Source organism: Pseudomonas sp. NFIX10 (genome assembly GCF_900111955.1).
GTDB classification, from domain to species: domain Bacteria; phylum Pseudomonadota; class Gammaproteobacteria; order Pseudomonadales; family Pseudomonadaceae; genus Aquipseudomonas; species Aquipseudomonas fluorescens_AA.
Genome location: NZ_FOKH01000040.1, coordinates 23,495 through 36,668, shown reverse-complemented (window position 1 = coordinate 36,668; position 13,174 = coordinate 23,495). Strand labels below are relative to the sequence as shown.

Sequence of the window (13,174 nt, the reverse complement as noted above, 5' to 3'; positions counted from 1 at the left end):
ACTGCTCGCTAAAGGGTCAGTAATCGGAACAACGCGATCTTGTTGATCTCTGCCAGCGCGCATTTGAATTCGGCGTCTGCCGAATGATGGATGCGCGTTTCGAATGCCGCCAGGATCTGGTGCCGGTTGCTGCCTTTTACCGCCATGATGAAGGGAAACTTGAACTTGGCCTTGTAGGCGTCGTTCAGCTCGGTGAAGCGTTGAAACTCTTCGGCCGTGCATTGGTGAATACCGGCGCCGGCCTGTTCGTTCGTGCTGGCTTCGGTCAGTTGGCCCTGGACGGCGGCTTTGCCGGCCAGGTCCGGGTGAGCGTTGATCAGCGCCAGTTGGCTGGCGTGATCGGCGCTCAACAGGATGTCGCTCATGCGCTGGTGCAGGGTCTCGATCTCGTCGATCGAGGGATCCTGGCCCAGGTCAAACGCCTTTTCGGCGACCCAGGGCGAGTGTTCGTAGATATCGGCAAAAGCCCGGACGAAGGCTTCACGGCTCAAGGTGGAAGGCTTGAGGGTCTGGAAGGCGGTCATTGCGAGGCTCCCGGTTTCGACGCCCCTTGATATGGGTGGGCCTGCTGCCAGTGGCGGGCGATGTCGACACGGCGGCTGAACCAGACGTGTTCATGGCCTTTGACGTATTCGAGGAAGCGCTTGAGGGATGCCAGGCGCGCAGGGCGGCCGATCAGCCGGCAATGCAGCCCGATGGAGAGCATCTTCGGCGCCTCGGCACCTTCGGCGTACAACACGTCGAAAGCGTCCTTGAGGTATTGGAAAAAATCGTCACCCTTGTTGAAACCCTGCACCTGGGTGAAACGCATGTCGTTGGTGTCGAGGGTGTAGGGGATCACCAGGTGCGGCTTGCCGTTCGGGGTGTTCGGTTCCCAGTAGGGCAGGTCGTCGTCGTAGGTGTCGCTGTCATAGAGGAAACCGCCTTCTTCCATCACCAGCCGGCGGGTGTTCGGGCCGGTGCGGCCGGTGTACCAGCCCAGCGGACGCTCGCCAGTGATTTCGGTGAGGATGCGGATCGCTTCGAGCATGTGCTCGCGCTCCTGGGCCTCATCCATGTATTGGTAGTCGATCCAGCGATAGCCGTGGCTGCAGATTTCATGACCGGCGGCGACCATGGCGCGAATCACGTCCGGATGGCGCTGGGCGGCCATGGCCACGGCGAAAATGGTCAGGGGGATATCGAATGCCTTGAACAGCTTGAGGATCCGCCAGACACCGGCACGGCTGCCATACTCGTACAGCGATTCCATGCTCATGTTGCGCTCGCCCTGCAGCGGTTGCGCGGCGACCATCTCCGAGAGGAACGCTTCGGATTCCTTGTCGGCATGCAGGACGCTACGCTCGCCACCTTCTTCGTAGTTGAGCACGAAGGACAAAGCGATGCGGGCGTTGCCCGGCCACTGGGGATGGGGAGGGTTATTGCCGTAACCGATCAGGTCGCGTGGGTAGTCAGCGCTCACTGCAGTCTTCCTTCTTGTTCGAACCATGTGGGTGGCGCCCTGATGATGAAATATAGGCTGGCGTCACGACGATGGAGTGATTGTATACAACTTTATGCGCAATTTGTAAGCCTGATTTTTTGCATTTTTCACGGCGGGCCCTGGCTTTTCTCCGTCGCAAGAAACACTGCAAGAAACCTGCCCAGTTGGTCAATTAATCCCTGGAAGAATCATGCAGGTGTTGGTTCGGCTCGAATCTGGGCGGGCGCGCCGTGAAGGATCGTTCAGGGGAAAATCTTGTTTTTTATTGTGTACAATTTTCTATTAAAGTGTCTTAATTCGCTTATCGCCGTGGCGTTTCGTGCTCCGAAACGGTGCGGCCTGTCTTTCAACTGATCAGGAGGCGTCGTGCCGGGCTGCCCCGCAGCGAGGCGCGCACAAGCAATGGGACGTTTGACTACTCACGTTTTGGATGCTGCACATGGCTGCCCGGGCAGCGCGATCAAGATCGAGTTGTACCGGGTGGAGGGCTCGCAATTGCAGCTGGTCGCCAGCGTGCAGACCAACAGCGATGGTCGCTGCGATGCACCGTTGCTGCAAGGGGAGGACTACCGTTCGGGCGTCTATCAATTGCAATTTCACGCTGGCGATTACTACCGCGCCCGTGGCGTCCGACTGCCCGATCCGGCGTTCCTGGATGTGGTGGTGCTGCGCTTCGGTATTTCGGCCGAGCAGGAGCATTATCACGTGCCCCTGCTGATTTCGCCCTACGCCTATTCCACCTATCGAGGCAGCTGATCCCTAAGCAGCTGCCTCCCCTGGAAGCGACTGCGCATGGCGCTTCTTTGGTTTTTCGCCCGCTCACACTGCGGGCTTTTTTTTTGCCGCCAGCCTACAGCCTGGCGTTGTCATCCCGAATGATAAAGACAGTGTCCGCGTAACCAGGCCGGATCTGTGAACCGCCCTTTAGCCAGATGATTTTGCCGGCCTGATGGGCGTCCTTGACCGCTTGTGCGGCAGCGTCGCCGACCTGGGTCTCCAGGTTGATGCCGGTGGTGTTGGGATTCATGTGGGTGGGCAGGGAGAGTTTCGGCATGCGAGTGCGATGCAGGCTCATGAAAAATACATATTCATGCCCGGTGCGCCGAAACACCAGCGCCGGAAAGCTATTGAAACTGTTGGGCTCCATGACCGTGTAGCCATTGCGCGTCAGGATGCCGGCCATGAAGCGCTTGAGGTCCATCGGCGAGTAGGTCGACATGAAGAAATTCCACTCTCGCGGGAACCGTAAGGGGTCGAAATCCAGCCGATCCAGCCTCCCCGTCGAGGTGGAAATGGGCAGGTCTATCGAGCGCGAAGTGCTCGTGATCCCTGAAGAGGTCGGGAGCACGGGCAGCATCAGCAAGGGGTCGGTCCATTGCGGATGGGGCGAGGGAACGGCGTTTTTCCAGCTATGGAAAATCTGCCTCAGTGCGGTCAGGCCCGCAGCGTCGGCGATCGAGGAGCTGTTGGCGAGTTCGAACTGCCTTCTGGCGATATTTTCCAGGGTGACTGTGGTGACCTCGGGAAACACTTCCCTGACATAAGCCGTCAGCGGTTTCTCGAAGGGAAGCCTGGCATCGATCTCCCAATGGTTGTCCGGCGGCACGCGGATTACGCTTCGGGGCTGCTCGTCCGGGGTATGCCTGAGGATGGCCTCCAGCAGGTCAAAATCATAGGCGGGATGGCCAGGTTGCTGGATGTAGGCAATGGGGTAGTCCCGTGCGTCGACACGTGTCACCCGCTTATAGTGAACGTCGCCGATGGTGATGAAGGCCGGCAGGGTGAGCTTTGGCTCGACCCCCCATTCCTTGCGAAAAACCGGGGTGGTTTCCACTGCGACTTCACTGGAGGGTGGCGCCGTGCGCTGGCGCTTGGGCGCGGGCCCTTCCAGAGGATCATCGTCCGGCACGTTGTAGCGGGTAATGGTGAGCGTGGCGTCGCTGCCGTGGGAAACCTGCCGCCACAGCAGGCTGCCTTCGACTTGTTCCAGGCGGGGGCCGGACGCAACGAGCTCAGCGCTTGAGCGCGCCCGGTAGTTTTGGTCGGCATCGCGCCCCAATAGCACCGTCCCACCTTCGGCAAGTTTGACGTAAGTCCGGGTCCTGAATGTCTGGATCCCGGAGGTCGGGTCCGGGTCCGACAGCATGGGGATCAGCTCGGGGGAAAGGTAATAATTGTCCAGCGATAGCGAGGCGGGCACATGGGCGATGGCGGCCTGGGAGGTGAGTTCCGCTACCTGGACCACCGTGGGCTGGGCATCAGCGGCTTCGGTTTGTCGCCCAGGCGACGAGCCGGACGACGAATCGCTGCCATCGACCCTGATAGGGCTCCTGGGCAAGCTTTCGGGTGTGGTATCGCGACTGCCGTGAGGCGTATCGGGAGGCGAAGTTGGAACATTGGGGCGGGTGTTTTTTCTGGGGCTCATTGACGTTTGCGCTCTTGAATTTGAAAAGTATGGACAATGAATACGTCGTCGCCCGTCGTGTGGATTGACGGGCAACGCGCTGGAAGATGTTCTTGGAAAATCAACGGGCGGGTGCAGTACATATGTATTGCGTCTGCAAGAGACGTTCGCAGTCGCTCGTCAGGGCTAGCTCTGTCTGGAGACGATCTCGCCTGGGGAGAGCAGCCAACGCCAATGAGGAAGTTCCAGGCCAAAAGTCGGGCTCAGCGCGATGGCCTGCGCAAGCATCAGTGACTTGTTCAACGTCGTGCCTTCGGCCCATTTCACGCACTGTTCGCGCAACAAGCGCAGCCTCTCGTCATCCAGGGGTGGGTTCTGGCTGAGCCCTTCGCGAGCCAGATCCTGATAAAGGCTGAGATGGTGATCGCACAAGTTGGTTTTTCTTAGCCTCGTTGCGGCGATGACCCGGGATTCATCAGTATCGAGGGTCCACTGGCGCGCCTTGAGGTGATAACTCAGTGAGCCAGGCGAGCCATCTTTGAGCGCCATGTTGGATACCCTCAGTTGTGCCGATGCTAACCGTGACAATTCGGGGGGCAGGGCGGCTTCGGGATCGACCGGGGGCGAAAAATACCGGCCGTCCAGTGCCGTTACATAGACGCGCTCGAACAGGCTGTCGACTGCATGGACGACCCCCTGGGCCGTGATGACGCGTATCTGGTCGACGAGGTCGTCCTCTGCATAGGCGGGTAGATGAAGGATCGTCGTGCCTACCTGCAGCAGGTTATTGGCCAGTTTGATCTCGACCTCTCCGAGGCGGGTGGCGTCGAGTTCCCAAGTGGATGCCTGGGGCAGTCGGGGATTGGCGCCGGCCAGTGCGCCTGGTGTGGTCAGCCGTAGTGTCATGCCCGGGCTCAGGTGGACAAGGTACGTGGAGCCTTGGCCTGTCAGCACTTCGATACCGGTCTGCTCGACGGCTGGCGTGAGCATCGCGCAGGTGGCCTGGCTGCCCATGGGATGGGGCTTCTTATCCAGGGGCTGGAGAAACGCGTAGTGCTTTCTGGTCGGCGTGAGTGAAAGGGGGGCTTGTATCTTCCATTGCACCGGATCCTTGTCGATGAATCCCTTATCCAGCAACCGCGCGGGGTCGGGGGTGGGGATGGCCAGGCGGTAGGAGGCGCCGTCGCGCATGATCAGGATAAACGTGTGCTGCGAATCCAATGCGGAAAACGCACGTCGCCCGGTGGTCTTTGTCCGTGCGCTGTAGCGCTCATCGGAACGGGCCAGGTTGTTCAGGACGACACGGCGACTGCCAAAATCCAGGGTGAGACCGCACTCACCATATTTCACCGTGTCCCCTCCGTCTTCCTGGATGACATAGGCGTTGTAGTGAGCTTCGACCCGGGTCAGTTCGCTATGGGCATAGTCCAGGTGAAGCGTGGTGCAATACTCACTTTTCTGTCTCACCTTGAGCGTGGTGAATTCAATCAACCGGGAAACGTAGTAGCTCGTGTCCTTATCGTGGGCCACCCAGCGCTCGCTTCGGTCATTGAGGATGGCCGGGTTCCGGGGGATGCCGTGTTGCACCATGATCGCTTCAATGACGAGGGGGCTGTCGTGCTCCAGCGTCTCCGGCAGGTCTGGCACCCAGTGGAAGCCGTCCTTTGTCGTGAAGGTCAGGCGGTTGTTCTGTAATGCTCTTGGATAGTCCGTATCGGCATAGACATTGTTGAGGGTGACTTTGCGTGATTCCCAGTCATTGCCATCGAAGCACGACGTGATCACCAGGTTGCCCTGCTCGATCACCCAGCTTTCAATCAGGTCGGCGCGCCAGTCCAGGGAAATGACGCTGCTGCCCATGCCGTCCTCGGTGATCGATACGTGGCCGGGTTTATGGGCGATGACGTAGGCATCGTCCCCGGGCCCGCCGTCGGCGTTGCGGTTGTTGCCGCCGAGAATGAATATCCGGTCGTCTCCCGCGCCAGCCTCGATGAGATCGTTGCCCCGGGACTTGATGATGTTAGCGCCGGCGCTGCCCTTGATGACATGGGTGCCGCCCTCAAGGATTTCCACATGTTCGATGCCTTCAAGAAGCGCGTGGCGATACTGTCCGCTTTCGCTCTTGGGACCTTCCTGAGTGATGATGGACGCTTGCCCAGCCTCCAGGTCGATGTGATAACCCAGTCGCGGCACCTGGCCATGGCCGGGATTGCCGGCCAGTATCAACGTGTCGTTACCCGAGCCACCTACCAGCCGGTTCGGCGCAGGTACTTCGTCTCCCGGGGCAATGGATGTCGAGCCTTCGAAAACGAATACATCGTCTTTCGCGCCGCCCCTCAGCCGCTTGACGCCTGACCCGTAGTGGAAAACGTTCGGCTTGTTTTCAACCCCGAAAACCGTGTCATTGCCGCCGCCGATATACCAACGGATGCCTTTGTGCTCCGCCGCCGCTTCGATGACTGCGCCAGGCGTTTCGAGCGTGACGCCTTGGCGGGCATCAATCCAGTCATCGCTGTCCTTGATTTTCGGGCGCGTGTTCGTTGCCTGATACTTTTCGCCGGTCCACCAGTTCCAGGTGTTGTAGGTCACTCGCTCGAGTTCCACGGTGAATCGACCGTTCACGATCGCCTCGGTGCTATCTTTCAACGGCCCCTTGAGCAAGTTCAAGGCGTTGGCCCGCAGTTGCCTGGTGTGTTCGGCGGTCGCCTTGGCGAGGGTGTAGCGCTCCTGGATATCGTCGTCAGGGCTGATTGTCCAGAAGGCGAACCAACCCGTTCGCAGGCGCTCGTGGGCACTGAGGGTTATGTAGTCGTCGATCTCATCGACCTGGCGAATCGCCCCCCAGACCTGTGACCCGACCACCAGGATAAGCCCGGCGGCAAGGCCCACCGGACCGGCTGAACTGAAGCCCGCCAGCGCGGCCAAGCCGATGGTCAGGGTCATGGCGGCGCTGGTGACGCTCAAGGCGGCGCTGACGTAATGATCGGTGGCCGCTTTGCCACTCGCGTTGGCGGCGGCCTTGAAAGCGTCAACCGCGGAGACGATATCGAAAGGCAGGGTCAACACGCTGGCAATCAGCCCACTCCCCCGGGCCAGTCGAGTCGCGAAGGTGGTTTTCGCGAAATCCCCCAGGGAGCGCTGACCGGCTCGGATCATTTGCGTGGCTTGTCGGGTCACCAGCGCTTCGACGCCCAAGGAAGCCACTTCGGCGGCCACGCTGGCGCCGTTGAACAGGGTCTGGTAGTCGTCCTTGTTGCGGATGGCGTCTTGCAGGCCGCGCAGGCCGCTGTAGATTCCGAAGGCCTGGAGTCCCAGGCCGGTGGGGATGAGGATCTGGCTCTTGGTCTTGTTTACCCAGTTCAGTGAAGTCTGGGCAAACTGATGAGGGTCGAGGCCCTGTGCAGACTTCAGGAGTTTTTCCAGGATATTGTGATAACTGCCCGCTTCAGTCTGTACTGCAAGGTTGGCTCTTAATAATGGGCGCGCAGAGCGTGAGCGTTGGCTGGCTATTTCAAAAAGCAATGTCGGCAGGCGGTAGTCGTTTGCATCGGCGGTCAGTTTTATATGAGTTTCGACATCCGCTGCATTGAACTGCAGTGAGTCCAGGAAAAAACGACTGGCGATGCGAAAGAAACTGTTTTCACCGTTCAATACCTGACCGTCAGTGGTTGCACCCAGTGCATTCAGGGCGGAGCGGGTCACGGCTACGGAGCCGATCTGGAGCGGACCGTAAAGTTTGTCGACGACTTCGAGTTGGGCTTGCCGGTGCTTGTGTTCCGGATTGAGTTGCGATTGATCGGCGACTTTGAAGTCGAGCGTCTCGATCGTATGCTCATTGGCCTGAAAGACAATATCGCTAATGACGACACCCCGGTCGTCAGTAGCGCAAGAGGGCGCTATAAGTTGGGCCATTGTGAACTTCCTTGTTCAACGATGTTTGAATTGGCCCTCTATGTAAGGTGTTTTCCCGAGTGCTGTATATCGAAGGGTTGTTGCGATGTTTTGCGAATGCCGCACACAAAGGCATTCGCAAAGCCGAGGGCTCAGTGGGCGGACATTAAGGAGGCTGCACCCGCGCCGCCAAACAGGCCCGCGCTGATCCGGTTGAACCAGCTCTGGCCCTTGCCGGTACGCAGATAGCGCGCCGCGCCGTGGGCGCCGAGGCCGTAGGCCAGCTTGCAGAGCAGGTCGAGTACGGTCCAGGTGGCGATCATGATCAGCAGCTGCGGCAGGAAGGGTTGTTCGGCGCTCAAGAACTGCGGCAGGAACGCGGCAAAGAACAGGATGTCCTTCGGATTGCTGGCGCCCAGCACGAACGCCCGGCCGAACAACGCGCGGAAACGTGGCACTGCGGCGGCCTGGGGCACTTCGGCGCCTTGGGCAGGTTGCCGCGATTGTTGCCAGCTCTGCCAGGCCAGGTAGAACAGGTACAGGGCACCGACGATTTTCAGGGCGCTGAACAATTGCTCCGACGCCAGCAGCAACGCACCGAGCCCCAGCGCCGAAGCGCTCAGCAGGCAAATCGACGCGATCACCCCGCCGAGGAATGCCGGGTACGAGCGGCGCAGGCCGTAGTTCAGGCTGTTGCCGATCATCAACAGCGACAGCGGGCCAGGGATGAGGATCACCACCAAGGCGGCGCCACTGAACAACAGCCAGGTTTCCAGATTCATTGCTTTGCTCCTGATGGACAAAAGCCTCACCCAAGGGTGAGGCGGGGTGGATACGGTATCGCTTACAAGAAGATGAACTTGGCGATGAAGATCGCGCAGAGCACCCACAGGCTGATGGATATTTCCTTGTGTTTACCGGTGCCGGCCTTGAGCACCACATAGGTGATGAACCCCAGGGCGATACCGTCGGCGACCGAGAACGTCAGGGGCATCATGATGGCCGTGACGATGGCTGGAATGCTGTCGGTCGGTTCGTCCCATTCGATGTGGGCCATGCCGCCCATCATCAGCATGGCCACGTAGATCAACGCGCCGGCGGTGGCATAGGCCGGGATCATCCCGGCCAGCGGTGCGAAGAACATGGCGGCAATAAATAGCACACCGACGGTCACGGCGGTAAGCCCCGTGCGGCCACCGGCGGCCACACCGGCGGCGCTTTCCACGTAGCTGGTGACCGGCGGCACACCGACCATGGCGCCGAATACGCTGGAGGCGCTGTCGGCTTTCAAGGCGCGGGACAGGTTCTCGATCTTGCCATCGGCTTTCACCAGGCCGGCGCGCTGGGCAACGCCCATCAAGGTGCCGGCGGTGTCGAACATGTGCACGAACAGGAAGGCCAGCACCACGCTGATCATGCTGACGTTGAACACACCGGCCACGTCCATCGCCATCCAGGTCGGGGCCAGGCTGGGTGGGGTCGACATGACGCCGTTGTACTGCACCAACCCCAACCCCCAGCCGGCCAGGGTCACGGCAATGATGCTGATCAGGATCGCCCCGAACACGCGGTGGTAACTGAGCACGGCGATCATCAGGAAGCACACCGCGGCCAACAGCGGACCAGGCTCACGCAACGAACCGAGCTTGATCAGGGTGGCGGGGCTGTCGACGATGATCCCGGCGGTTTTCAGGCCGATCAGCCCGAGGAACAACCCGACCCCCGCGCCCATGGCGAACCGCAGGCTCACGGGAATGCTGTTGAGCAGCCACTCGCGTACCCGTGACAGGGTCAGGATCATGAACAGCACACCGGAAACGAACACCGCGCCCAACGCGGTTTCCCAGTTGTAGCCCATGGTCCCGACCACGGTGTAGGTGAAGAAGGCGTTCAGGCCCATGCCCGGTGCCAGGCCCACCGGCCAGTTGGCGTACAGGCCCATCAACAGGCAGCCCAGGGCGGCGGCGATGCAGGTGGCGACGAACGCGGCACCGTGATCGATGCCAGCGTCGGCCATGATATTGGGGTTGACGAAGATGATGTAGGCCATGGTGATGAAGGTCGTCAGGCCGGCAATCAGCTCGGTCTTCACCGTGGTGCCATGCAAGCTGAGTTTGAAGAGGCGTTCCAGCCAGCCACTGCGCAGTGGCGGCGAGAGGTCCAGCGTCCGGGCTTCGGGTTTGCGGCTTTCCACAGCGAGTACTCCTCAAGAGTCTTATTGTTATTTCCAGCACCGCAAACGCTCTGGAGTGGCTGCGATGCGCTGAGGCTGGTAAGGCTGGCGAAGTATGTTGACCTTTTGGTCAGGAACTCGCACGAAGCGAATTATGCTTTTGTATACAAATAATGCAAATAATGTTTTCTGTGTTGTCGACGAAATGTCTGGCGATAGGGGTATATCGCCCTTGCGGGCGCTATCGCGAGCGAGCTCGCTCCCACAATGGGCTGTGGTGAATGCAAGATTTGTGTCTGGCGACGTCTCCTGTGGGAGCGAGCTTGCTCGCGATAGCGTCGGATCAGACGCCCTCAGTCGCCAGACTTGCCCAGTGCCAGGTTCACCGCCAACCATCCATTCACCGCCGCCTCCCCAGCCTCGGCAAACACCCGCTCCAGCAATTTCACCTGCTCACGCCGCAACGCCTGCTCGAACCGCTCGCCCTCGGCCGTCAGCTCCAACAGCCGCTTACGCTTGTCGGTCTCGGACGCGACGCTGTTCACCAGGTGCATTTCCATCAACTGCCGCAACGGCATGTTCAGCGCCTGCTTGCTCACCCCGAGCAGGGCCAGCAATTCCTTCACGCTCAAGGAGGGGTAGCGGGCGATGAAAAAAACGATGCGCTGGTGGACCCGACTCAACCCACGACGCTCGAGCATTTCATCGGCCTTGGCAGTGAATGCCTGGTAACCGAAGAAAAACGCTTCCATGGCCATTTGTTGGGAAGTCGGGTTTTTAAGGTCAATCATGTTGACGTATCCAGAGAGGTCGGAGTAATTTCGGTCAATCAGTTTGACTCATTTTTCCAGCGACCCGCTACAGGTGACCCCATGGCTTTTTCCGAACGTGTCTCGCGCCTCAAAAGTTCTTTGATTCGAGAAATCCTCGCGGCGGCGCAGCGCCCTGAAGTGATGTCGTTCGCCGGCGGCCTGCCGGCCGAAGCCATGCTGCCGAAGGTGGAATGGACGGCCATGCCGTTGTCCATGGGCCAGTACGGCATGAGCGAAGGCGAGCCGGCCCTGCGCGAAGCCCTGGCGGCCCAGGCGCGGGGGCTGGGTGTGGCCTGTGAGGCGAGTCAGGTGTTGGTGGTCAGCGGCTCCCAGCAAACCCTCGACCTGGCGGCCAAGCTGCACATCGACGTGGGCACTGAAGTGATGCTCGAAGCGCCGACCTACCTGGCGGCGTTGCAGATTTTCCAACTGTTCGGCGCCGATTGCATCACTGTGCCCCTGGAGGCCGACGGCCCAGACCTGCACCAATTGCGGACCCGCCTGGAGCGGCATCGGCCAGCGTTCATCTACCTGATTCCGACGTTCCAGAACCCCTCGGCGGTGCGCTACAGCGAAGCCAAGCGCGATGCCGTGGCGGCGCTGCTGGACGAGTTTGGCGTCACCCTGATCGAGGACGAACCCTACCGCGAGCTGACGTTCGATGGCGGCAGTGCCACGCCGATCGTCAGTCGCTTGAGGAAGGCCAGTTGGATCTATACCGGTACCGTGTCGAAAACCCTGTTGCCGGGGCTACGGGTGGGCTACCTGATCGCCAGTCCGGATTTGTTCCCGCACCTGCTGCGGCTCAAGCAGTCGGCGGATCTGCACACCAACCGCATCGGTCAATGGCAGGCGCTGCAATGGATCGGTACCGAACAGTACCGCAGCCATTTGAGTGAATTGAGGGATTTCTACCGGGACCGTCGCGATCGGTTCCAGGCGGCGTTGCAAAAGCATTTCTCTGATATCGCGGACTGGAACGTGCCCCAGGGCGGGTTGTTTTTCTGGCTGACCCTCAGGCAACCGCTGGACACCCGCACCTTGCTCGCCGCGGCGTTGGCGGCCGACGTTACGTTCATGCCGGGGGAGCCATTCTTCCCGGAGCCGGACCAGCATCCGGGGCACTTGCGCTTGAACTTCAGCCACATCGACCCGGCGCGGCTGGATGAAGGGCTCAAGCGGTTGGCGGGGGTGGTGCGGGAGGCGTTGGCTGCAAAAGCGGCTTGATATCAAGGGGCTTTGTGGTGGCTGGCCGGGCCCTATCGCGAGCAAGCTCGCTCCCACAGGGGATTTGTGGATGATTGCAGATTTTCAATCAACACCGGCCCCCTGTGGGAGCGAGCTTGCTCGCGATGAGGCCAGTAGCCACAGTAGAAAATGGTCAGGCTGCAGAGAACCGCTTATCCAGATACTCAATGATCACCTTGGAGTCATACATCCAGGTGGTCTCGCCATTCTCTTCGATACGCAGGCACGGCACTTTGATCTTGCCGCCTTGTTCCAGCAGCGTCTGGCGATCCTGGGCGTTGTTTTTCGCATCGCGCAGCGCCACCGGTACGTTGAGGCGGCGCAAGGTGCGGCGGGTCTTCACGCAGAACGGGCAGGCGTTGAACTGATAGAGCGTCAGGCTGCGGGCGGCCTGGTCGACCTGCGCCTGGGCCTCGGCCGGGCGCTGTTTCTTGCTGGGGCGAGTGATGAAATCGATGAAGATGATGAGCTGGCCCAGGCCAACTCGAAGCGCTTTGACGATCACGGTATTCAGCCTCGCGGCGGGGAAGAAGAGGGCGCGCAGCTTACCTGATTTTTCACCGGCGAAAAAAAACCGGCGATGCATGCCGGTTTTCTTCTGGCGACGGGTTACTTGATGAGGCTGAGGAATTCGCTGCGAGTGGCGGCGTTTTCCCGGAACTCGCCGAGCATCACCGAAGTGATCATCGAGGAATTCTGCTTTTCCACACCGCGCATCATCATGCACATGTGCTTGGCCTCGATCACCACCGCCACACCCAGGGCGCCGGTCACTTGCTGGACCGCGTCGGCGATCTGGCGGCTGAGGTTTTCCTGGATCTGCAGGCGCCGCGCATACATGTCGACGATGCGCGCGACTTTCGACAACCCCAGCACCTTGCCGCTCGGGATGTAGGCCACGTGGGCCTTGCCGATGAAAGGCAGCAGGTGGTGTTCGCACAGCGAGTACAACTCGATGTCCTTGACCAGCACCATCTCGCTGTTATCGGAGCTGAACAAGGCACCGTTGGTGACTTCTTCCAGCGTTTGTTCATAACCGCGGCAGAGGTACTGCATGGCCTTGGCAGCGCGCTTGGGCGTATCGAGCAGGCCCTCGCGGGAAACGTCCTCGCCCAGTTGGCCGAGAATCGCGGTGTAATTCTGTTCCAGAGACATGAAACTAC

General features: G+C 60.2%; 11 protein-coding genes. 2 read left to right on the top strand and 9 right to left on the bottom strand.

What is annotated here, in order from left to right; genetic code table 11:
* Positions 1-8: 8 nt before the first annotated feature.
* Positions 9-524, bottom strand: coding sequence for a 2-oxo-4-hydroxy-4-carboxy-5-ureidoimidazoline decarboxylase (gene uraD / locus BM321_RS26715; protein WP_072406513.1), 516 nt, complete (start codon positions 522-524; stop codon positions 9-11).
* Positions 521-1,462, bottom strand: a complete 942-nt coding sequence (gene puuE / locus BM321_RS26710) for an allantoinase PuuE (RefSeq protein WP_092445854.1) — start codon at positions 1,460-1,462, stop codon at positions 521-523. The genes uraD and puuE overlap by 4 nt, the downstream gene beginning before the upstream one ends.
* A gap of 423 nt (positions 1,463-1,885) precedes the next feature.
* On the opposite strand from puuE, the gene uraH reads away from it, so the two are divergent.
* Positions 1,886-2,239: a hydroxyisourate hydrolase gene (gene uraH, locus BM321_RS26700; protein ID WP_092445850.1), complete on the top strand. Its 354-nt coding sequence runs from the start codon at positions 1,886-1,888 to the stop codon at positions 2,237-2,239.
* A 94-nt stretch (positions 2,240-2,333) separates the two neighbouring features.
* Here uraH and BM321_RS26695 read toward each other — a convergent pair whose 3' ends face one another.
* The 5 genes from BM321_RS26695 to BM321_RS26675 form a co-directional block, all read right to left on the bottom strand.
* Positions 2,334-3,908: a hypothetical protein gene (locus BM321_RS26695; RefSeq protein WP_139230549.1), complete on the bottom strand. Its 1,575-nt coding sequence runs from the start codon at positions 3,906-3,908 to the stop codon at positions 2,334-2,336.
* 165 nt (positions 3,909-4,073) lie between these two features.
* Positions 4,074-7,799: a calcium-binding protein gene (locus BM321_RS26690; protein WP_092445846.1), complete on the bottom strand. Its 3,726-nt coding sequence runs from the start codon at positions 7,797-7,799 to the stop codon at positions 4,074-4,076.
* Positions 7,800-7,930: 131 nt separating this feature from the next.
* Positions 7,931-8,560 carry a LysE family translocator gene (locus BM321_RS26685; protein WP_072406504.1) on the bottom strand — a complete coding sequence of 210 codons (630 nt, stop codon included), beginning with the start codon at positions 8,558-8,560 and terminating at the stop codon, positions 7,931-7,933.
* Between the two features lie 62 nt (positions 8,561-8,622).
* Complete coding sequence (locus BM321_RS26680; protein ID WP_092328415.1) at positions 8,623-9,972, bottom strand: NCS2 family permease; 1,350 nt, start codon at positions 9,970-9,972, stop codon at positions 8,623-8,625.
* Positions 9,973-10,304: 332 nt separating this feature from the next.
* Positions 10,305-10,742: a MarR family winged helix-turn-helix transcriptional regulator gene (locus tag BM321_RS26675; protein WP_060741128.1), complete on the bottom strand. Its 438-nt coding sequence runs from the start codon at positions 10,740-10,742 to the stop codon at positions 10,305-10,307.
* Positions 10,743-10,823: 81 nt separating this feature from the next.
* Between BM321_RS26675 and BM321_RS26670 the strand changes: the two genes are divergently transcribed.
* Positions 10,824-11,990, top strand: coding sequence for an aminotransferase-like domain-containing protein (locus BM321_RS26670; RefSeq protein ID WP_092445844.1), 1,167 nt, complete (start codon positions 10,824-10,826; stop codon positions 11,988-11,990).
* 154 nt (positions 11,991-12,144) lie between these two features.
* Here BM321_RS26670 and BM321_RS26665 read toward each other — a convergent pair whose 3' ends face one another.
* Together BM321_RS26665 and folE are read right to left on the bottom strand one after the other, a co-directional pair.
* Complete coding sequence (locus BM321_RS26665; RefSeq protein WP_092445888.1) at positions 12,145-12,516, bottom strand: glutathione S-transferase N-terminal domain-containing protein; 372 nt, start codon at positions 12,514-12,516, stop codon at positions 12,145-12,147.
* Positions 12,517-12,620: 104 nt separating this feature from the next.
* On the bottom strand, positions 12,621-13,166 hold the full coding sequence (folE, locus tag BM321_RS26660; protein WP_003204506.1) for a GTP cyclohydrolase I FolE: 546 nt from the start codon (positions 13,164-13,166) through the stop codon (positions 12,621-12,623).
* Positions 13,167-13,174: the final 8 nt, after the last annotated feature.

What these genes read in the sequence shown, in the direction of transcription:
- uraD (WP_072406513.1), bottom strand. Translation starts at nt 524, where the DNA reads ATGACCGCCTTCCAGACCCTCAAGCCTTCCACCTTGAGCCGTGAAGCC.
- uraH (WP_092445850.1), top strand. Translation starts at nt 1,886, where the DNA reads ATGGGACGTTTGACTACTCACGTTTTGGATGCTGCACATGGCTGCCCG.
- BM321_RS26695 (WP_139230549.1), bottom strand. Translation starts at nt 3,908, where the DNA reads ATGAGCCCCAGAAAAAACACCCGCCCCAATGTTCCAACTTCGCCTCCC.
- BM321_RS26690 (WP_092445846.1), bottom strand. Translation starts at nt 7,799, where the DNA reads ATGGCCCAACTTATAGCGCCCTCTTGCGCTACTGACGACCGGGGTGTC.
- BM321_RS26685 (WP_072406504.1), bottom strand. Translation starts at nt 8,560, where the DNA reads ATGAATCTGGAAACCTGGCTGTTGTTCAGTGGCGCCGCCTTGGTGGTG.
- BM321_RS26675 (WP_060741128.1), bottom strand. Translation starts at nt 10,742, where the DNA reads ATGATTGACCTTAAAAACCCGACTTCCCAACAAATGGCCATGGAAGCG.
- BM321_RS26670 (WP_092445844.1), top strand. Translation starts at nt 10,824, where the DNA reads ATGGCTTTTTCCGAACGTGTCTCGCGCCTCAAAAGTTCTTTGATTCGA.
- folE (WP_003204506.1), bottom strand. Translation starts at nt 13,166, where the DNA reads ATGTCTCTGGAACAGAATTACACCGCGATTCTCGGCCAACTGGGCGAG.